General features: G+C 64.1%; 21 protein-coding genes. 7 read left to right on the top strand and 14 right to left on the bottom strand.

What is annotated here, in order from left to right; genetic code table 11:
- Positions 1–34 precede the first annotated feature (34 nt).
- Positions 35–1489 (bottom strand): helix-turn-helix domain-containing protein, encoded by a 1455-nt coding sequence (locus tag LZC95_11705; GenBank protein ID WXA97497.1) that lies wholly within the window; start codon positions 1487–1489, stop codon positions 35–37.
- Between the two features lie 78 nt (positions 1490–1567).
- On the bottom strand, positions 1568–2398 hold the full coding sequence (locus tag LZC95_11700) for a metallophosphoesterase (protein ID WXA97496.1): 831 nt from the start codon (positions 2396–2398) through the stop codon (positions 1568–1570).
- 479 nt (positions 2399–2877) lie between these two features.
- Between LZC95_11700 and LZC95_11695 the strand changes: the two genes are divergently transcribed.
- The 6 genes from LZC95_11695 to LZC95_11670 all read left to right on the top strand — a co-directional run bounded on the left by LZC95_11695 (position 2878) and on the right by LZC95_11670 (position 9345).
- Positions 2878–3261, top strand: coding sequence for an RNA-binding protein (locus LZC95_11695; GenBank protein ID WXA97495.1), 384 nt, complete (start codon positions 2878–2880; stop codon positions 3259–3261).
- Positions 3258–3608 (top strand): hypothetical protein, encoded by a 351-nt coding sequence (locus LZC95_11690; GenBank protein WXA97494.1) that lies wholly within the window; start codon positions 3258–3260, stop codon positions 3606–3608. Before LZC95_11695 ends, LZC95_11690 begins: the two co-directional genes overlap by 4 nt.
- A gap of 104 nt (positions 3609–3712) precedes the next feature.
- Positions 3713–5335, top strand: coding sequence for an ATP-binding cassette domain-containing protein (locus tag LZC95_11685; protein ID WXA97493.1), 1623 nt, complete (start codon positions 3713–3715; stop codon positions 5333–5335).
- Between the two features lie 604 nt (positions 5336–5939).
- Positions 5940–6905 (top strand): hypothetical protein, encoded by a 966-nt coding sequence (locus LZC95_11680; GenBank protein ID WXB00370.1) that lies wholly within the window; start codon positions 5940–5942, stop codon positions 6903–6905.
- 49 nt (positions 6906–6954) lie between these two features.
- Positions 6955–8130, top strand: coding sequence for a hypothetical protein (locus tag LZC95_11675; protein ID WXA97492.1), 1176 nt, complete (start codon positions 6955–6957; stop codon positions 8128–8130).
- A gap of 45 nt (positions 8131–8175) precedes the next feature.
- The gene (locus LZC95_11670; GenBank protein ID WXA97491.1) at positions 8176–9345 is read left to right on the top strand and encodes a hypothetical protein; all 1170 of its coding nucleotides are present in this window, start codon (positions 8176–8178) and stop codon (positions 9343–9345) included.
- On the opposite strand, the gene LZC95_11665 is transcribed toward LZC95_11670, so the two are convergent.
- Together LZC95_11665 and LZC95_11660 are read right to left on the bottom strand one after the other, a co-directional pair.
- The gene (locus LZC95_11665; GenBank protein ID WXA97490.1) at positions 9327–9707 is read right to left on the bottom strand and encodes a DUF4406 domain-containing protein; all 381 of its coding nucleotides are present in this window, start codon (positions 9705–9707) and stop codon (positions 9327–9329) included. The genes LZC95_11670 and LZC95_11665 overlap by 19 nt on opposite strands.
- A gap of 15 nt (positions 9708–9722) precedes the next feature.
- The gene (locus LZC95_11660) at positions 9723–10496 is read right to left on the bottom strand and encodes a DeoR/GlpR family DNA-binding transcription regulator (protein WXA97489.1); all 774 of its coding nucleotides are present in this window, start codon (positions 10494–10496) and stop codon (positions 9723–9725) included.
- A gap of 63 nt (positions 10497–10559) precedes the next feature.
- Between LZC95_11660 and nudK the strand changes: the two genes are divergently transcribed.
- Positions 10560–11147: a GDP-mannose pyrophosphatase NudK gene (gene nudK, locus LZC95_11655; protein WXA97488.1), complete on the top strand. Its 588-nt coding sequence runs from the start codon at positions 10560–10562 to the stop codon at positions 11145–11147.
- Here the strand turns inward: nudK and LZC95_11650 are convergent.
- The 10 genes from LZC95_11650 to LZC95_11605 form a co-directional block, all read right to left on the bottom strand.
- Positions 11144–12121 (bottom strand): DUF5996 family protein, encoded by a 978-nt coding sequence (locus LZC95_11650; protein WXA97487.1) that lies wholly within the window; start codon positions 12119–12121, stop codon positions 11144–11146. The genes nudK and LZC95_11650 overlap by 4 nt on opposite strands.
- Before the next feature lie 8 nt (positions 12122–12129).
- A complete protein-coding gene (locus tag LZC95_11645) occupies positions 12130–12324 on the bottom strand; it encodes a hypothetical protein (protein WXA97486.1) in 195 nt (64 codons plus the stop codon).
- Positions 12325–12455: 131 nt separating this feature from the next.
- Complete coding sequence (locus LZC95_11640; protein WXA97485.1) at positions 12456–12707, bottom strand: hypothetical protein; 252 nt, start codon at positions 12705–12707, stop codon at positions 12456–12458.
- A gap of 203 nt (positions 12708–12910) precedes the next feature.
- Positions 12911–13960: an ABC transporter ATP-binding protein gene (locus tag LZC95_11635; GenBank protein ID WXA97484.1), complete on the bottom strand. Its 1050-nt coding sequence runs from the start codon at positions 13958–13960 to the stop codon at positions 12911–12913.
- Positions 13961–13962: 2 nt separating this feature from the next.
- Positions 13963–14769 (bottom strand): carbohydrate ABC transporter permease, encoded by an 807-nt coding sequence (locus LZC95_11630; protein ID WXA97483.1) that lies wholly within the window; start codon positions 14767–14769, stop codon positions 13963–13965.
- Positions 14766–15602 (bottom strand): sugar ABC transporter permease, encoded by an 837-nt coding sequence (locus LZC95_11625; protein WXB00324.1) that lies wholly within the window; start codon positions 15600–15602, stop codon positions 14766–14768. Before LZC95_11625 ends, LZC95_11630 begins: the two co-directional genes overlap by 4 nt.
- Positions 15603–15751: 149 nt before the next feature.
- Positions 15752–16918 carry an ABC transporter substrate-binding protein gene (locus LZC95_11620; GenBank protein WXA97482.1) on the bottom strand — a complete coding sequence of 389 codons (1167 nt, stop codon included), beginning with the start codon at positions 16916–16918 and terminating at the stop codon, positions 15752–15754.
- A gap of 441 nt (positions 16919–17359) precedes the next feature.
- Complete coding sequence (locus LZC95_11615; GenBank protein ID WXA97481.1) at positions 17360–18604, bottom strand: sugar ABC transporter permease; 1245 nt, start codon at positions 18602–18604, stop codon at positions 17360–17362.
- Positions 18601–19392, bottom strand: coding sequence for an ATP-binding cassette domain-containing protein (locus tag LZC95_11610; GenBank protein WXA97480.1), 792 nt, complete (start codon positions 19390–19392; stop codon positions 18601–18603). The genes LZC95_11615 and LZC95_11610 overlap by 4 nt, the downstream gene beginning before the upstream one ends.
- Positions 19393–19533: 141 nt before the next feature.
- Complete coding sequence (locus LZC95_11605; protein WXA97479.1) at positions 19534–20691, bottom strand: sugar ABC transporter substrate-binding protein; 1158 nt, start codon at positions 20689–20691, stop codon at positions 19534–19536.
- Positions 20692–20742 lie beyond the last annotated feature (51 nt).

Here is a 20742-nt window from a genome sequence, read left to right as displayed (position 1 = left end):
CGGTGGTAGCGCGTCGTCATGTTCGTCTCCTTGTTCATCCGCCACCCGAGGCGAGCGACGTCCATAGATGCATGACCGCATAGGCCCGCCACGGGCGCCAAGGCTCGGCCATGTCGCGCACGGCCTTCGGCGGCGCCATGCCCAGCGCTTTGCGCACGCCCAAATCCGAAGCCGGGAACGCGTCGGGCCACCCCAGAACACGCATGGCCATGTATTGCGCGGTCCAATCGCCGAATCCCGGCAGCGCCTCGAAGGCTTGGATCTTCGCCTCGGGCGCCACCCCATCGTCCTCGAGCACCAGGGTCCCATCGGCCACCACGCGCGCCAGCCCGATGATCGCGGACGCACGCGCCCTGGGAAACCCCTGCGAAGCCACTTGATCGACCGATGCGCGCGCAAGCACCTCGGCCGAGGGAAAGAGGCAATCGCCGTTTTCCAATGTCTCACCGAAGGCGCGCGCAATGCGGCCGCTCAAGGTCGTCGCCGCGCGCACGGAGACCAGTTGCCCCGCAATGGCGCGGACGGCGGTTTCGAATCGGTCGAACGCGCCCGGCACCCGCAGGCCCGGACGCGCCATGACGAAGGGCCCCAACACCGGATCTTTGCCCAAGTGCTCGGCGATGATCAGGGGGTGCGCATCCAGATCGAACAGCGCGCGCAACCTCGCGCGAAGAGGCATGAGCACGCTCGCCAGGGAAAGTGACACGCGCGCCCAGAGGACAGGCTTCGCCGGATCGTGGTGCACGGAGACCGCGCCACATTTTCCATCGATGCGCACCGTGCGTCGGTATACGCCGTCCTTTACCGATTCGACGCCGGGAATCGCGCGGTCGCCAATGAATCGAAGCAGCGTTTCCCATTCGAACGGCGGCCGGTAATCGAGGCGCAGCGCAATCGGCTCCTCGAGGGCATCCGCGGTGGCCGCACGGCGCCCGCCGTGACCGCGGCGCACCGCCGAAGGCGGCTTTCCAAACCGCGCCGAAAACAGCGCATTGTAGCGGCGCACGCTGGAGAAGCCGCTCGCGAACGCAATATCGGTCAGCGAAAGATCCGTATCTTGCAAAAGCTGTTTCGCCAGCGCCAGCCGCCGAGACTGCGCGAGCTCCACGGGCGAGACCCCGAGCTCCGCCTCCGTCGCACGACGGAGATGCCGCGGCGTGACGCCCAGCTCGGCCGCCAATTCGTCCACGGAGTGCTCGTTCAAGTAGCCGCGATCGATGCGGGCGAGCGCCGCCTGCACCAGAGCGGGAAGTGCATCCACGTTCGCCCCGCCCGGCGCCAGCTCCGGCCGGCAGCGAAAACAGGCACGAAACCCGTCGCGCTCGGCCTCGGTCGCCCGCCGGAAGAAGACGCATCGATCACGCCCCGGCGTGCGCACCGGGCAAATCGGGCGGCAGTAAATGCCGGTCGTCGTGACCCCGACGAAAAACGCCCCATCGAATCGCGCATCGCGCGCGCTCAGCGCACGGTAATAGCCTTCGGCATCCACGCCCCCTTACGTAGCGCCGCCGGGGGAACAAATCTGGCCATTTTCGGACCTGGCCACGAGTATCCCGTAAATGGCGCTTCAGGCCGCGATGAGCCCTGCGCTTTCGAGCAATCCGTCGCGCACTTCGTAGAGCCGCACGCGGATGGTGTCCTCTTTTTCCGAGACGACGGCCGGTGCCCCGAAAATGCGGTCTCGTCCGCCGACGACGACCCGATTTACCGTGTAGTGCAAGTGCCCGTGCAAGAGCTGCACGTCGCCGTGCTCCTCGAGGAGCTTCATCATCCGCGCCCAGCCGCGCAAGCCGTCGATCCATTGCCACGCCGGCACCTTGTGCGGATGCGGCGGGTGGTGCTGCACCACCACGATGGCCTTGCGCGAAAAGGCCGGATCCCGCAGCCGCCGCTCGAGCGCCTCGGCGTTGTCGTCCGAGAGCTCTCCCGACGAGCGCGTGACCGGCTGATGACAGGCCACGTCGAGCGGCATGATGCAGAAGTTCGGCCGCTCCACCACCGCCCCCGGGCCATGCGCCGACGTGGGCGCATACTCGCGAAGCGGACCTTCGAGCGCCTTTTGCCAGGCATCGGGCGAGGTGTACGCGTCGTGGTTGCCCGGCACCATCGTCACGTCGGAGGGCGCGATCCCCGAACCGTGAAAGACTTCGGCCACCGCTTCGAACTGCCGAGCCGTCCCCGTCTCGGTCAAATCGCCCGAGACGACGACGTGATCGACGCCTGCGCGCCGCGCCGCCTGGAGCGCACGCGTCACTTTGCGCATGCGCTCCCGTGCATCCAATTTTCGACCAAGGCTGACAAAGCGCACGTCGAATCCGTAGCTCCGGCTTCCATCCGGGTGCGGTTCGAGCAAGTGCAAATCCGACAAATGAGCAATGCGGGTCGTCTTCACCGACATGGCTGCCTCCAACTGCGAGCGCCGCCTGGGCGCTCGTTGCAGCCATATTTCTCAATGCCAAGTGTCTCGCCGACGGCGTGATCGCAACGAGTTCGCACCAATACGGGCGCGTTCGAGAAACGTGCAAGTTACACGTGGGTGAAATTGGCCAGTGAAGCAGAGCTGTAGCTTTCGCAACGTCCGCAAAACCGACCGACCCCCGACCACACGGCAGGCAGGCCCATCTTTAGACCTTGCAAGCTTGCATCGTGTGGGCTTTCAGGTAACCTCTCCTCTAACTCACGAACGCCGGGCACCACGCTACTTTCGCATTTGTCAACGGTTCAGGCCGGCGAAGCACGTGAGGTCAGACGATCGGGAGGTGGCGAGACCCGCCGCGCCCTCTCCTTCCGACTCTGCGGCTCAATTGGATGGTAGGTCACTTGAATGCGCGTCAGCATTTGCGCAGTGTTTGCGAGCCGTAAGCGAGAAGAAGGATCATGGGGAATCGTCTCTACGTTGGAAATCTGTCATTCCACTCCACCACCGAGTCCGTGCGTGAGGTCTTCGCACGCGTGGGAGAAGTGACCGACGTCCACATCGTTACGGATCGAGTGACCGGGCAGTCACGCGGGTTTGGCTTCGTTACCATGGGTTCGGCCGCAGAAGCCGACAAGGCCATCAAAACCTGCAACGGCATGAACGTCGACGGCCGTTCGCTTCGCGTGAACGAAGCGGAGGAGCGTCCCGCACGTGGCGGTGGCGGCGGCGGCGGCGGTGGTGGTGGCTACGGCGGTGGTGGTGGCGGCGGTGGGCGTGGCGACCGCGGCGATCGCGGTGGCCGCAATGGCGGCGGCGGCTCGGACCGGCGCAACCGCTGGTGAGCGCTCTACCGTCGCAGCAGCCGGAAAACGGCGAGCCCACGGACCCGCGGCGTCGAGTCATCGAGGAAAGCGCAGCGGCCGTGGGCAAGCAGTGGGTGCGAACCTGGCGCGAATCGCTACGCGCTGACGGTCGCCGCGTGGTTGGCGGCTGGCCGGGCACCCTCACAGAGGCACGCGCGCGGGCGCGGGCCTACGTTACGGCAGAGCTTCGGCGCCATTCGCTGGAGGCTCTCTCCCAGGCGGAATTCGAGCAAGTCGCCCGCGCGACCTACGCGTGCGCCCGCGACGAGTGGTCCTCTCAAGCCGAGCCCGATCCCGACACGGATCTGGCCGCTCGGGACCTGTAAGGCTACGCAGGTAGGCCCCCAAAGCGGGGCCTTTGGGACAAAATCCTCAAAAAAGACCCGCATTCGAGGCGACGCGGGCGCGGCTCTACGCTAGAGAAGCGCCCGTGATTCGCCTCGATGCCATTTCAAAGCAGTACGCCGGCCAGATCCTCTTCGTCGACGCCTCCCTCGCCCTTTTCCGGGGCGACAAAATCGGGCTGATTGGCCCGAACGGCTGCGGCAAGTCGACCATCTTCCGGATGATCCTCAAGCACGAGGAGCCGGATTCCGGCCAAGTGGCCGTGGAACGCGGCGTCACCATTGGTCACTTCAGCCAGGACGTCGGCGAGATGAAGGGGACCTCCGTGGTGGGGGCCACCCTCGACGGCGCCGGCCCCATTTCGGAGGTCGCGTCGAAGCTGCGCGATCTCGAACACAAGCTCGGCGATCCCGAACATGCCGACGACATGGAACGCCTCATCGAGGAATTCGGCGAGGTGCAGGCCCGCTTCGAGGAACTCGGTGGCTACGCCCTCGATGCGCGTGCGCGCGAGATCCTCGCAGGCCTCGGCTTCAGCCAAGAGGTGATGGACGGCGACGTGGGCGCCCTCTCCGGTGGGTGGAAGATGCGCGTGGCATTGGCCCGCATTCTCCTCATGCGGCCCGACGCGATGCTCCTCGACGAGCCGACGAACCACTTGGATATCGAATCCATTTTGTGGCTCGAGCAATTCCTCAAAGACTACGAGGGCGGCTTGATCCTCACGTCGCACGATCGCGAATTCATGAACCGCATCGTGACGAAGATTGCCGAAATCGATGGCGGTGAGCTCACCACGTTCACCGGCGACTACGAGTTTTACGTGAAGCAGCGCGCCGTGCTCGATGCGCAGGCGGAGAGCCAGTTCGAGCGGCAGAAGGCCATGCTGGCGAAAGAGGAGGCCTTCATCGCGCGCTTCAAGGCACGCGCGAGCCATGCGGCGCAGGTGCAGTCGCGCGTGAAGAAGTTGGAAAAGATCGAGCGCATCGAGCCGCCGCGAAAGCGCAAGAAGCTCTCCTTCCGTTTCAACGAGGCACCCCGCTCGGGCGACGACGTGGCGAATCTGAATGGCGTCAAAAAGTCGTACGGCAGCAAAACCATCTACAATGGTTTCGATCTCCTGATTCGGCGCGGCGAGCGCTGGTGCGTGATGGGTGCAAACGGCGCGGGCAAATCGACCTTGCTCAAGTTGGTGGCCGGTGCGTCGACGCCCGATGGGGGGAAAGTCACGATTCCGCCGAGTGTCAAACTCGGATACTTCGCCCAGCACACGATGGAGCTTCTGCAGCCGACGGACACGGTTTGGGATTCGCTCGTAAGCAAGTTTCCGCATGCGTCCATCGGGTCGCTGCGCACGCTGGCCGGTGTTTTCGGATTTTCGGGCGATGACGTGGAGAAGCCTTGCCGCATCCTCTCCGGTGGCGAGAAAGCGCGGCTCGTGCTCGCGCAAATGCTCTACGATCCGCCGAACTTCCTGGTGCTCGACGAGCCGACGAACCATCTCGACATCGATACGAAGGAGATGCTCATCGATGCACTGTCGGACTACGCCGGCACGATGCTCTTCGTCTCGCACGACCGCCACGTGCTGCGCGCCATCTCGAATCGCGTGCTCGAGCTGACGCCCGAAGGTGTGCACAAGTACGGTGGTGGATATACGGAATACGTCGCGCAAACGGGGCGCGAAGCGCCTGGCATGCGTTCGTAGAGGGTGTCGCCGTCTCGCCGGGGGAGGGATACTAGCGCTTCAGGTGGCCCTCCCCCTCCACCGGCGTCGCGGGCACAAACGGCGGCGTGATCGCGCATCCGCGCAATCTCAGACGTTCTTCCGCTGGCCTTCTCTCTGCCAGATGAAAATGAGGGTAGGAAAAGTTCCGGTAGATGCGAGCAGATTTTTCGCTGCTTCCCCAACGAGGTATTCGGCTACCGGTCCGCGCCCGCAGCGCCTCCCGTCACCGCTCCGCATGTTGTTCCCGCTGGCGAGGCTCCCGTAGGAGTGGTTCCTCGCTATCAACGGGCACGTGGAGGGCTGTTGCGTCCCACTCGTACCTGTCGCAACCCATCATCTTGATCGGCGACCTGGAGAGCGCGGAGTCCGGAGCGCCGCGCACGAAGGTCTGCCCCGATGCCTTGCCAACGTAGTGCCAACCGCATTCATCGGAAAATGAGCCCACTGCGCAGCGGCCCCCCTGTCCGGGACAAATGATGCCCTGTCCGGGACAGGCCACCTAGCTCGCCGTAACGAAGGCGCCAATGGACCATCACTCGGAAATGTTGTGACGGACGTGAGGTGGCCATCCCAAATCATGGGCATGGTCAAATCATTCTTCCTTGGGGGTGCCCTCCTCGCGTTGGGCTTGGTGTCGGCATGCGGTGCACCCTCGGAGAGCGAGCGGACCGGGTCTCGGTCCGACGCGCTCACCAGCGTTGCAGCAACGCTGACGCCGTCCAATCTGCCCGCGGACACGTGCGATACACCAGGAACGAGGGACTTCACGGGCGGCCGCCTCCCCGAGGCATGCGATGCCGTGGTGCATCAGAATGGGGCGCCCGACATTTGCGTCTACAAGTTCGCCCATGTCGCGGGGGACATCGAGCGGGGGAACTACGAGTACGAGCTCATCGCGGTGGTGGCGACCCACTCGATGCAATTGGGCTCGTACACGGTGCCGTTCGCATTCGGCCAGCGTGAAGGCCTCGGCTGGGGACAACGCGGCGAGATGTTCTGCGGCGGCAGCGGCGGTGGCTACGGCACGGCCGGAGGTGGCCCGGGCGGAGGCGCAGCCTTCGGCGCGGAGACCGCGATCCCGCTGCACACGGGAGGATACGGCGGCTATGCCTGCGGCGATGGCTGTCAGTACATCGTGGACGGCGGAAAGGGCGCCTCCGCCGTTCAATTCGTATCGTGCGGGACGATGGAGATTTCAGGCTCCATCGTGGCCGACGGCGAACAAGGCGGATTCGGGATGGCCGCCGGAGCTGGCGGTGGAGGCGGCGGCGCCGGCGGAACGATTTTGATCGAGGCTGCCCAGGTGACGGCCCGCACGGGCAGCGTCCTGCGCGCGAACGGCGGTGAGGGCGGTTGGAGCCGCACCGGCGGAACGGGGGCGTCGGGCGGATCGGCCGGCTCGCCGCCGGGTGCCGCAACCTGCGGACCGGGCGGCGGTGCGGGCGGCGCCGTGGGGCGCATCCGCATCAACGTGCCCGCGGGAACGCAGCCCGAGTTGCTCGGGAATGTGAGTCCGGCACCGTCGATTGGCGTGGTCTCGACGCATTGACGATCGATGTGACGGAACGGGCGCCATCGCGCCAATTCGAGGTATGAACGTGAGACTCGCGGTTGGGGCCGGCGTGGTCGCATGGGCCATCGTCAGCGCATGCACTTCGTCGAACGACGAGAACAAAGGGCAGCAGGCGGACCGCGCGCACACGTCCGACGCGGCGCTGGACAGCGGCGCGACAATGGATGCGCCGGCAACGGTCGATGCGTCCAACGCGAGCGACGCATCCGATGCCGGCACCGAAGAGCCTTGCGACGCCGGAAGGGAATGCCCTCTCGGTTGTCGCGCGGGGCGTTGCTTGGTCCTCACGCCGTCGAACCTTCCGCCGGACATCTGTGACACGCCGGGCACCAAGGATTTTACGGGCGGTGATCTACGCTGGGACCCCGATGCCATCATCCACCAGATTGGCGGACCGGACATCTACCTCTACAAGTTCGCCCATGTCTCGGGGGACCTGAGCGGCTTCTTTCCGCGAATCACGGCCATCGTGGCGACGGACTCCATGCAATTGGGCTCGGCCCCCTCGGCACCCACCAACATGGGCCTGGGCGAAGCCGGCGAACAAGCCGCGTGGAATTGTGGCGCCGGGGGCGCCGGATATGGGACGCCAGGGGGTCCACAAGTAACGTACAACGGGACATTCATCGACCCGGCTCACGGTTCGGAGACCGCAATTCCTTTGCTCCTCGGCCGATCGGGCGGTACAGCCCGTGATATCGACAACGTGCTCCCCGCGCTGGGAGGGAGTGGAGGCTCCGCCCTTCAACTCGTATCCTGCGGAACACTCACGATCACGGGCCATCTCAGTGTCGACGGGTTCGCGCCCGAGCGTGGGAGTCGGCTCGCTGCCGGCGGGGGCGGGGGAAGCGGCGGGACGCTCCTCATCGAGGCGGCAAGCGTCCGGGCAGCCCCTTCCAGCTCTCTGAGCTCCAATGGTGGTGCGGGCGGCCCGGGCTTGGCCCGCGACGGCGACCGTCCAGGGGGAGTAACCGTCCCAGGAGGTGCAGGCGGCACGGCAACCTCGCCGCCTGGAGCGGATACCTGCGGCACGGGAGAAGAGCTTCCTGGCAGTTATCCCGGAGGTAGAATCCTGGCCTGCGGAGCGGGCGCGGGCGGTGCCGTGGGACGCATTCGAATCAACGTGGCGGCGGGCACGCAGCCGGAACTGCTCGGTCGTGCGAGCCCGGCGCCGTCGATTGGTACGATTGCGACACACTGACGCGAAGCCGTGACGGAAGGCCGATTCTGGCCCCAATAGGGAGATATGCGCCATGCATTCGCCATTGGGGCCGCGGCCATCGCATGGGCCGTCGTTGCAGCATGCAGTTCATCGGGTGAGGAGAACAACGGGCAGCAATCGGGTCCCTCCCACGCGTCCGACGCGGCTCCGCACGACGATGCTTCCCTCGATGGGGAGGCCCCCGTCGATGCCGGCGGAACGACCGACGCGGCCGAGGCGGGCTCCGAAGAACCGTGCGACGCCGGAATGGACTGCCCCCTCGGGTGCCGCGCGGGACGGTGCCTGGTGCTGACGCCGTCCAATCTTCCACCGGACATCTGCGACACACCGGGCACGAAAGACTTCACGGGCGGGGAGCTTCCGTCGGAGCCGGACGCCAGGATCCACCAAGTCAACGGACCGGATATTTTCCTCTACAAGTTTGGCAATGTGTCCGGGGACATCCGCGCCAGTGGGAACGTGGCCATCGTTGCGACCCAGTCCATGCGATTGGGCTCGGTCCCCTCCGACGGCTACTACCACTTCGACCCCGCCCATCCCGGTTCCGGAAAACAAGTGGCTTGGGCATGTGGCGGTGGCGGCGGCGGGCACGGGACACCGGGAGGACCGCATCAAACGCCGCAGGGCGCGTACACCGCCGAAGCTTACGGATCCGAGACTGGGATTCCCTTGCTCCCGGGCGCGGAGGGCGCCACCACCGTCGACGTCGAGCGCACGTTCTCGACGCCGGGGGGATTGGGAGGGCGCGCGCTGCAACTCGTCTCGTGCGGAACGCTCACGATCACCGGCAACGTCAGCGCGGACGGATTCGCCCCCTACCAGGGAGGGTCTGGCCGTACGGCCGGCGCCGGTGGGGGAAGCGGCGGCACGCTGCTCATCGAGGCGGCGAGCGTTTCGGTTGCCTCCTCCGGGTCGGTGACCTCCAACGGTGGAGCGGGTATCGGCGGATGGAGCGGCGTTCCAGGCGCAGGCGGCACGAGGACCTCTCCACCGGGATCGAGTACCTGCGGCACGGGAGAACTCATGCTCGATGCGGGCTTCCCAGGGCTCTATGACCTCGGATCGGGCGCCGGCGGTGCCGTGGGGCGCATTCGCATCAACGTCCGCGCCGGCACGCAGCCCGAGTTGCTCGGAAATGTGAGCCCGGTGCCCTCGATGGGCACCGTTGCCACACATTACAACGGTTCTCCGTGACGCGGCAGCTGCTCGATGGACGTGAAGACGAGCTTTCCCTCACGCCGGGCCTGCGCCACCATGTCATCGGCACCGGCCGAGGGACCGCCGATGCGAAGCACCGCGTCGCAATGTGCCAGCAGGCGCCGCGCGAAGGGATGAAACACCTCGTTGAACGCGGCGTCGCCCACGCACGTGGAGCCGGCGAGCTCGCACAATGGTAGGGCAAGCGCCTCGCCGGTGACGGGCATGTGGCCTGCGCGGTAGACCTCCAACGCGGCGCGGTTCATGGCCTCGAGGTTGTCGGCCAGCTTGCGAAGATCGTCGTTCGTGCCGGAACGGTATGGGCCGGCGACCAGGATCAACAGCGGTTCATTCGACATGAGCGCACTCCTTTTCTAAGCGAGAACGACCTCGACCCCCGCCTTGCGGATCGCGGCGAGCGTTTCTTCGGAGTCACCCTCGCCCACGGGCCCGTCGGTGACGAACGTATCGACGGCATCGAGCGGTGCGACCCGCGCAAAGGCGCGCACGCCGAGTTTGCTCCCGTCCGCGATCACGATGGTGCGGGCGGCGCGGCGAAGGCCGTGCTGCTTCACGGTGGCATCCTCCATGGAGAACTCGGACCAGCCGAGCTCGCGGTGCACGGCGCCGATGGACATGAGGAAGCAGTCGAACCAAAGCTCCTCGAGCATGCGCAACGTGAGCGGGCCCACCAGGCTGCGTTCGCCGGGCCGCGATTCACCGCCCAACACCAGCAAACGGATGCCCGGTTGATCCGCGAGGCGCTCGGCCGCCTGCAAGCTGAGGACGGCGACCGTGAGCGGCGCCTTGGTCGCGAGCAAACCGGCCATGGCCGCCGTGGTGGTGCCCGCATCGAGCAGCACGGTCTGGCCGGGCTGAATGCGCTCGACCGCCGCCGCGCCGATGCGACGCTTGATGGCGACCTGCCAACGCTCGCGCGCAGCGAAGCCCGATTGTTCTTCCGGCATGGCCAGCGAGACAGCCCCCCCGTGCACCCGACGAATGAGCCCTTGCCGCTGCAACTCGTCGAGATCCCGCCGCACCGTCATCGCCGACACGCCCAGCCGCTCCGTGAGCTCCGTGAGCGAAATGCGCCCCGCGTTTCGCACCAAACGCAACGTGAGATCCAAGCGATTTTCAGCGGCCACGGAACATTTCTACCATACAGATGTGCGTTTTGTTAATTAATTGGTAGGTTACGAAAACCGCCCATGACCGAACACCCGCGCGTGCGCATCGAGAAGGTCGAAGTTCTCTCCGACGACTGGTACGTCCTCAAGAAGACGACGTTCGATTACCTGCGTGCCGACGGCACCTGGCAACGCCAGAGCCGCGAAACCTACGACCGCGGCGACGGCGCCGTCGTTCTCCTCTACAACCGACACAAGAAGACGGTCGTGCTCATTCGGCAGTTCCGTTTTCCTGCATTCGTGAACGGCTTGGCCGATGGCCTGCTCATCGAAGCGTGCGCGGGCCTGCTCGATCGAGACGATCCCGAGACGTGCATCAAACGCGAGGCCGAGGAAGAAACCGGCTACCGCGTGGAGCACGTTCGCAAGGTCTTCGAGGTGTACATGAGCCCCGGCTCGGTCACCGAAAAGCTCTACTTCTTCGTAGCCGAGTACGACGCCCAAAGCCGCGTGGCGTCCGGCGGTGGTGATATCTCGGAGGCCGAAGACATCGAGGTCCTCGAACTCGGGCTGGACGAGGCCTTGCAGAGGATCGACCGCGGCGAGATCGTCGATGCCAAGACGATCATGCTGCTGCAATACGCCAAACTGCACCGACTCGTGGACTAGGGATACGCGAGCTCCTCGCGGTTCCAGCCCGCGAGCGACGCCCCCGCGTCATATGTGCCTTCCGCAAATTGAAGGATCATGTGCGCCGGATCGGGCGCGCTTCGTACACGCTCGTAGGGCAAAAGGAACTCCCGGCGGTTCTCGTCGAAATACGCGCCCCCCACGTCGACGGGGTATTTCGTGAGCCCCGCAGGCTCCGGCACGGTATGCGAATAGAACACCGCGTCGAGCGTCCGTTCATCGCTCGAGCCCCACGCGTCGCCCGGCCAGAAACCGAACGCAATGCTCTCCTCGTCGTACCGGTCGCGCAGGACGCGCGAGCCCGAAGGCGACGGAATGCGCCAGCCGTTGAAGCGCGTGACCGCCAAATCGAATTGGCCCCAGAAGAACTGCACCGGGCTGCATTTTCCCCGGAATCGCGCGCGGAAGATCTCCAACACCGAGGCTACGCGGCGCAGCACCTGAAAGAGCGCCGCCGCGTCGTCGGGCAGGTACGTGCGATGCTCTGCGTCGCGCGAAAACGGCGTGGTCATCGGAATGTCGCACGGCGTTTGACGGATCGCGACCTCGATGCCGAGCCCCACCAGAATGCGATTGAGCTCGCGGTAGAAGTCGGCGACCGGCAACGCCGGTACCAATGCCAAGGTGCGCAGGCGCCCGTCACAATCCGAAATGTCGACTTCGTGCCGAATGAAGTCGAACGCCATCTCGAAGGTGCGCTCGCCGTTCGAACCAGGCTGCGGCATGGGTCCCGTGCGAAGCCCGCGCGTGCTCACCTCGAAGGGCACGTTCCACCATTGGTTCGTCTTCGGCGTCAGCGCGAGTTTGATCTTCCCGACGATCTGCGCATAAAGGTGCAGCGTGCGGTACGTCTCGCGCCATCGATCGATGTGCAACGCCGGCCACGTGCTCGCGCGCGCGGGGCGGCGATCGAGCGTTCCCATCGGCGCCCGAACTTCGAACTGGGGTTGCATGGTGGCCATTAGCGATAGTGCCTACCAAGTCGACGCGGGGCTTCGTGAGCCATGAGCCATGTTGCAATGGTCGAGGCGACCGCCACGGAGGCCGTTGCCAAGGCCACGATGATGGCGAGTTGGACTGTGAGGCCGCTACCGGCGAGGCCAATGGCCAAGGCCACGAGCGAGACGACCGCCGCAGAAATCGCAATGCCGAGCATGGACCACCTCGGTTCTTTCTGGCCTGACGAGCGCGTCGAAGGAGGGATACGCTCCGGGCGCTAGAAACAATGTGGGTAACCACGTTGCCGTCCGCAACCGCTTCCTCGAGCGAAAATGATCCGGCTCTCGTCTAATGCTTGTGCAGCGCGAGCTTTTCGATGGCACGCATGTGCCGATGAACCTCTTCCGGGTTCATGTAGATCGCAAGAGCCTGACGAATCGCGGGAAGCGCACGCGAGAGATCGGCAGGCGTGGGAAGCGCCGCATGGACCCCGGCGCGCACGCAGGCGCGGCGAATCACCTCGGGCGCAATCAGCGGCGCAAGTCCGCTCGTGGCGACCACGGCGTCGAACAACGTCCCGTTTTGCCTGTCGAGTAGCATGGCCGGAGTCCTCTTGGCGACGTGACCCCCTTCGCAGACCGTCTAACCGATGCAGCCGGCGACGATCTCGTTGCCGCATCGATGCCTATCATCAACAAAACGAAGCGGGAAAATTCACGACGTGAATTCTCCCGCCAAACATGGGTCCATGTAGTCGCGTAGACAACCCTCTCTGCAAAGCAGAAAGGCGATAACGCGACGAACTACGAACTGTGCTCGATGCGTTTTTCGGTTTTCGCGTCGAAGAGCGTGAGGCGGCTCGGATCGAACTGCAGCCACGCCGTGTCACCCGAGTGACCCGCGTACGCTGCGCCACCGCGCGCCGTGACACGTTCGCCGCCGATTTCGACCATCACCCACGTCTCGGCACCCATCGGTTCCACGACGTACACCTTCCCCGTCGGTGCATCGGGCGGCGGCGTGCCGGTGCCCACGGAGATGTCCTCGGGACGAATGCCCACCAGCACGTCGCGCCCGCCGGAAAGCCGTCGCACGGCCTCCTCGCAACGCAGCGTCTTCGCCTTCACCATGTTGATCTTCGGTGAACCGAGGAAGTTCGCCACGAACACGTTCGCGGGCCGCGCGTAGATTTCCTTCGGCGGCGCGAGCTGCTGTACCACGCCTTTGTGCAGCACCACCACGCGATCGGAAAGCGTCATGGCCTCGGCCTGATCGTGTGTCACGTAGATGAACGTTGCCTTCAAGTCCTCGTGCAGCTTCTTCAGCTCGGCGCGCATTTGATTGCGGAGCGCTGCGTCGAGGTTGCTGAGCGGCTCGTCGAACAAGCAGAGCTTCGGTTTGCGCACGAGCGCACGACCCAATGCGACACGTTGGCGCTGACCGCCGGATAGCTCCTTCGGTTTGCGATTCAGCAAACCGTCGATGCCGAGCCGCTCGGCGGTCTCCTTCACGCGCGATTCGATCGTCTTCGGATCGAGCTTGGCCACCTCGAGAGGAAAGGCCATGTTGCGGCGCACGTCCATGTGGGGATAGAGCGCGTAGCTCTGGAAGACCATGGCCACGTCCCGGTCCTTCGGAGACCAGTCGTTGACCACTTGTCCGTCGATGCGAATCGTCCCCGACGTGGCCTCTTCGAGGCCGGCGATCAGGTTCATGGTCGTCGATTTGCCGCAGCCCGAGGGCCCGACCAACGTGACGAATTCGCCGTCGGCGATGTCCACGTCGATGCCTTTGACGACTTCGACGCCACCCGGATAGGTCTTTTTCAGATTTTCCAGTGTTACGGATGCCACGGTTACCCCTTTACCGCGCCAGCGGTGAGACCAGCGACGATCTTGCGTTGAAAGAACATGGTGACGACGATGAGCGGCAGCGTCGCGATGACGGATGCCGCCGCGATCTCACCCCAAGGCTCTTTGTGTTCGCCCGCGAAGAGGCTAATCGCCACCGGAATGGTTCGCTTTTCCGGCGTTGAGATGAAGGTAAGTGCGTAGAGGAATTCGTTCCACGAAAAGATGAAGACGAGAATGGCCGTCGTGGCCAATCCAGGCGCCGCCAGAGGCAAAAGCACTTTGACGAAAGCTTGGAATGGCGTGCACCCATCGACGCGGGCCGCGCGGTAAAGCTCGTCGGGGATGTCCTCGAAGAAGCCGGTGAGGATCCACAACGTGAGCGGCAACGCGAACGTGGTGTACGGGATGATGAGCGACGTCAGATTGTCGAGCAAGCCGACGTTGCGGATGATGAGGTACAGCGGGCTGACCGTCGCAATCGGCGGAAACATGGAGACCGCCAGCGATGCGAACAGCAGCACCTTGCGCCCGCGAAAGTCGAGCTTCGCCAGCGCGAACGCCGCCGAGGCCCCCACCGCGAGGCAAAAGACCGTGGTGATGACCGCCACGAGAACGCTGTTGATGATGACCTGCCCGAACGGCCTTCCGTGGAAGGCGCCCGTGTAGCTCTCGAACGTCATCGTGCTGGGCATGCCCAGGCTCGTCAACTCGCTCTCGGGGCGAATCGACGTGATCATCTGCCAGACGAAAGGACCGGCGCAGAACGTGATGGCCGCAACGAGGCCAAACCAAAGTGCTGCCTTCTTCATCGTGCGCCCTTCCCTCTCTCCACGCCCAGAACCTTGAGATACGCAACGCTGATCCCCATCACGCAGAGGAACGTCACGACGGACAGCGTCGAGCCGTAACCGAAGTCACCCACGCGCATCAGCGTCTTGTACGCATAGATGGACAACGTTTCCGTGGTGTTCGCCGGCCCGCCCTCGGTGAGGACGTACACCGCGTCGAACACGCGCGAGGCATCCAAGGTACGGAAGATCAAGGTGACGACGATGGTGTTGCGCAAGAGCGGCAAGGTGATGGAGAAGAACTGGCGAATCGTGCCCGCACCATCGACCTGCGCCGCCTTGTAGATGTCCTGCGGAATCGTCTGCAGTCCGGCGAGCAAAAGAAGCGCGACGAACGGCGTCGTCTTCCACACGTCGACCAGAATGGCCGCGTGCATCGCATATCCAGGCATACCGAGCCAGTTCACGTCATGGCCGGGCAGCAGGTGCGTGACCAATCCGTATTCCGGATTGAAGAGCCACGCCCAAAGCTTCGCCGAAACGACGGTGGGAATGGCCCACGGCACCAGGATGGCCGCGCGCAAAAGGCTGCGTCCGGGGAACGCCGCATTGAGGATCAGCGCGAACCCGAGACCGAGCACCAGCTCAATGGCCACGGCCACCGCTGCGAAGTACGCGGTGTTGCTGAGCGCCGACCAGAAGCGCGGATCGCTGAGGAGGAATCCGTAATTGCCCAATCCGACGAATGTCTCCTCGTGGAAGACAAGGATCATCCGGTGCATGCTCAGCCACATCGTGGCCAAGATTGGATAGAACGCGACGACCACCAGAATGACGACCGCCGGCAGCACCATCAATTGCGCCTGACGGCGATCGGATTGGCCGGCGTTCTTCTTCTTCGCGTTGTCGATCGGGGCGTCACCGCTCTTGCGAAGGCCCGAATGCTCGGGGGTCAACTTCGGGGTTAGGCTCCCGCGGTCCAAGTTCTCGGCGTGCTTCGCTGTCATGACCCACCCTGCGTAACGTGGTCGAGGAACTTCTGCGCGCGATCCAAAGCCGACTCGGGGGTGCGAATGCCCGAAACGACCGCGGAAAACTCGCTCTGCAATACGTCGGACAGCATGCCGTAATACGGCGTGACCGGACGCGGTTTCGCGTTCTCCAGCACGGGCAGGAGATCCACGATGAAGGGCGCTTCTTTGCGCAGGCCCTCGTCTTTGTAGGCGTCTTTGCGCGAGGGATTTCGGCCGTAGTGAATGGCCAGCGAGACCTCCGCCTTCTTCGAGGTCATGTATTTCATGAACTTGACGGCCGCCTCACGCCTCCAGCTGGGCGTGAACGCATTGAGCGCGAGCTGCCATCCACCGAGTGCGCCGTGTCCCGGCTCGCCATTGACGGTGGGCAAGGTGGTGAATGCCACTTTGCCTTTGATGGGCGAATCCGGTTTTTGCGCCTCGCCCCACGCATAAGGCCAATTGCGCATGAACACCGCTTTGCCATCTTGGAACGTGCGGCGCGCTTCTTCTTCACCGGCCGAGGTGACCGATGGCGGCGAGATGCCCTGGGTGAAGAGGCTTCGCTCGTAGGTGAGCGCGGCGCGCGCTTCTTTGGTGTCCACCGTCACGCGCTTGCCCTGCATCGACTCGCCGCCGAAACCCCAAATGGCTTCGTAGGTGTCGCACACCAGGCCTTCGTATTGGCGGCCTTGCCACACGTAACCGTAGAGCGAAGGATCTTTCTGCTTGGCGGCCTTGGCGAATTGAATCAATTCGTCGAAGGTCTTCGGTGCCCGCGGCACCAGGTCCGTCCGATAATAGAGAAGCCCCGCGTCCACGTACCACGGGAGCGCGTAGGTCTTTCCTTCGACGGTCACCGCCTCGGCCGGACCGGGGAGGAAGTCGCGTTTGACGTTATCAGGTGGAAATGCGTCGGAAATGTCCGAAATCCAGCCTGCGCGGGCGAATTCGGGCACCCAGACGACGTCCGCGATGAATACGTCGTATTCGCGGCTCTTTCCTTCTAGGGACGTAAGGAAATACTGGTGTACGGCGTCCGACGCATTCGGAAGGACCTCCGTGACCAGATCGATATCGGGATTCTCTTGCGAGAAGCCCGCGAGCAGTTGCCGAAACGGTTCTGGCTCGCCCCACATCGGTTGGTGTTTGAACACCACCCGGATCTTTCCAGGCGGCTTTGCCGGCTCATTCGTGCCTGCAGCTGCCCCCCCTCCTGTGTGACACGCGGCCAGACAGACCAAACCCACCAGCGTGAGAATACGCATCACGCCGCAGCCCGCCTTGTGCATCGTATAGCCTCCGACATCGTGTCGTACGGTACTGCAAGTCGCACGATGGCGAAGACAACAATCGCCGCACGCGGGAATAAAATGAATGACCTATTGCGTCATTCCCATTTTCCCGCCACTTTCAATTAGCGCGTCATGATCCCCGATGGGAACCACGAATTCACTCTATTACGGCAATCTTCAAAATTCACACAAATAATTGAACAGGAAGACGGGCAGGTTTGAGAGGTCATCCGTTCTTTACCGATTTCGGCAATCTCAAACCCTTCCCGTCTTCCCGCCTTCATGTGAATTCTTCTCTTCTTCTTAGGCGCGTCCGGCGGCAGCGCGGCCGCGGCGCGATACCGAGTCGATGACCACAGCCGCGAGCAAGACGGCGCCGGTGATCATGAATTGAACGGAGGAGTCGAGCTGCAAAAGATACATGCCGTTGGAAATCGAGCCGATGACGAGCATGCCCAGCAGCGCGGAATACGTGCTTCCGCGCCCGCCGAAGAGGCTCGTTCCGCCGATGACCGCGGCGGCAATGGCGTTGAGGAGCTCGTTGTTACCGCCCGAGCTTTGATTCACGGCGAAGAGGCGCGATGCGGCCATCACGCCACCGGCGGCGCCCATGGTGGCCGAGAGCACGTACACCGAAATGCGCACCCAACGCACATCGATGCCGGCGCGACTGGCTGCCTCGGCGTTGCCGCCGACGGCGAAGATCATGCGGCCATAGCGGGTGCGGCGGAGGATCCAATCGAAGCCCGCCACGAAGCCGACGAAGATCAGCAATGCCAGCGGAAGGCCCTCGGCCTGGTTCAACACGTAAATCGAAACGAAGACGGCCACGGCCACGAGCAGTGCGCGAATGACCGACTCGGAGAGGGGGCGCGTGGGCAGCCCCGCCTTGGCGCGGCGGCGCGCCGAGGACATGTCGAGCAGCAGGTACACGACCACGACCGCCGCACCGATCGCATAGCCCATGGCGTGCGGGAAGAAGGTGTGCGTCAACGTCGCGACGCCGCCTTCGTACGGCAGGTTGATCGTGCCCTCCTTGCCGAGCACGTAAAGTTGAAGTCCCTGCCAGCCAATGAGGCCTGCCAGCGTCACGACGAACGACGGAACGCCGACCCGCGCGAAGAAGAAGCCGTGGATCCAGCCCACGACGGCACCCGCGACGAGCGCCGCCAGGATGGCCAGCGGCGCGGACATGCCTTGGTTGACGTTGAGCACGGCCAACACCGCGCCCGTGAGGCCGCTCACCGAGCCCACGGCCAGATCGATCTCGCCCAGGAGTAGGACGAGCACGATGCCCACCGAGATGGTGCCCGTGGCCGCAATCTGCAGGGCCAGGTTCGACAGGTTTTGCGGCGCGAGGAAGTTCTCGTTCAGCGAATAGAACGTCACCCAAATGATGACGAGGCCGATGGCGACGGGCAGCGCCCCGAGGTCGCCTCCCTTGAGGCGGCGCTGAAAGTCTTCGATGTAACCTTTGACGCCGCTCTCACGAACGAGCAGGCGCGGGTCGACGGCAGCGGGGGTCGGATCCTTCACTTCGGTACTCATGCCTTTGCTTCCTCGCCTTCGGCTTTGCGGGACGTACGGGCTTGCCGCCGCGCGACAACGTTGTCTTGTGCACCGGTAATTGCGGCAACGATCTGCTCGTGCGTGACGTCCGCCACGCGGAAGTTGCCGCCATTTTTGCCAAGGCGCAGAACCACGACGCGATCGGCCACCGCGCGAACGTCGGCCAAGTTGTGGCTGATGAGGATGACGCCGAGCCCCTGCTCGCGCAGCCGTTCGATGAGGTCGAGAACCTGCGCGGTCTGCTCCACGCCCAACGCCGCGGTGGGCTCGTCGAGCAGGACGATCTTGGGCTGCCCCAAGAGCGAACGCGCAATGGCCACCGATTGCCGCTGTCCGCCGGAGAGCGAGGCAATGGCGATGCGCACGCTCGGAATCTTCACCGAGAGGGTGCGCAGAAGCTCGCGCGCGCGCTTTTCCATTTCGATTTCGTCGAGCACACCGCCCGCCCCGAGCTCGCGCCCGAGGAACAAGTTGCCGACGACGTCGAGGTTGTCGCAAAGCGCGAGATCTTGGAACACCGTCGCGATGCCAAGCGTTTGAGCGTCGTGTGGACGCGTAATGTTCGTCGGCTTGCCTTCCCAGGTAATGGTGCCGCCGTCGGGGGTGATGACGCCGCTAATGACCTTGATCAAGGTCGATTTGCCAGCGCCGTTGTCTCCGACCAGCGCCACGACCTCACCTGCGTCCACCTTCAAGTCGACGTCGGTGAGCGCCTGCACGGCGCCGAAACGTTTGGATATCCCACGTAGCTCGAGAACGGTCGTCATCGTGTCATCACCCGCGGTTATTCCCCACTCCCCCTCCCCACCCACTCCCGAAATTTCAACCGAGTACACTCAGGGGAAACTTCGGGACGGGGAGCAGGAGTGGGAGCGGGAGGATGCAAACGAATCTGTTTCGTAATTATTTCAGAGGACGCCGGCAGTCTTGCACGCCGCCGCAAAGGTACCGGTGCAGATTTGCGGTGCCGTGTAGAAATTATCCTTGATGACGGTGTCTTTGACGTTCTCTTTCGTCACGACTTCCGCGTCGAGCAGAACCGATGGGATGTCCTTCGTCCCGTTGTTGATGGGGACGGTTTTCTGCTCGGTGTACGGCTTGCCCTCGGCCATGGCGTAGGCCATTTCGGCGGCCACGATGGCCTCCTTTTTAATGGCTTTGTACACGGTCATGTACTGCTGTCCCGCCACGATGCGTTGAATGGCCGCAAGCTCCGCGTCCTGACCTGTAACGGGCGGAAGGTCGGCAAAGCCCGCGCCCTTCATGGCGGCAATCGCGCCTGACGCGGTGCCGTCGTTCGCGCAGTAAACGCCGATGATGTTCTTCTTGCCAATCGCCGTGATGGCCTGATCCATCTCTTTCTGCGCCTGGTCGGGGCTCCAGTCGGGCGTGTCGTACTCCTGCCCGATGTTGACCTGCCCATCGAGCACCGAGTGCATGCCCTTCTTGAAGGAGGCCGCATTCGGGTCCGTCGGCGAGCCATTGATCACCACGATTTTGCCGCGCTTCGGATCGCCACCCTTCTTGAGCGCCGCGAGGAGGGACTCGCCCTGCAAACGGCCCACGCGCTCGTTGTCGAAGGAAACGTGGTAATCGGCCGGGCCTCCCGCGAGGCGCTCGTACGCGAGCACCGGCACGTTCGCCGACTTGGCCTTGGCCACGATGGCGCCAGCCGCCTTCGCGTCAACGGGGTCGATGACCAGGACCTTCACGCCGTTCGTCAGCATGGACTCGGCCTGCGCCTGCTGCTTGTCTGCCTTCTGGTCGGCATTTTGATAGAGGACTTCGCACTTCGGGCAAATCTGCTTGAGGCGCTCCACGAAAAACGGCTTGTCCGCGGCCTCATAGCGCGCGGTCTTCGTCTCGGGGAGCAAAAGGCCAATTTTGAGCGCGCCCCCTTCCGCAGGCTTGGCTGCTGCGGAGGCCGAGGACGCGGTCGACGCGCCCGAGGACGAACCAGACTGGCTACCCTGGTCCTTATTGCAAGCGAAAAGGCCGGTAGCAATCACCAAAGAGCCGATGAGACCAAGGCTGATGCGACGAGTGTGACATGCGATAGCTTTCACGGAACCCTCCTTGGCGATCGCGCGGCCTTGTCCTCGAGACGGACGTTTTCA

It is taken from the genome of Sorangiineae bacterium MSr12523, from assembly GCA_037157775.1.
Lineage (GTDB): Bacteria > Myxococcota_A > Polyangia > Polyangiales > Polyangiaceae > Pendulispora > Pendulispora brunnea.
Note: the sequence above shows the minus strand (reverse complement) of the source record. Positions and strands in the feature narration are given on the sequence as shown.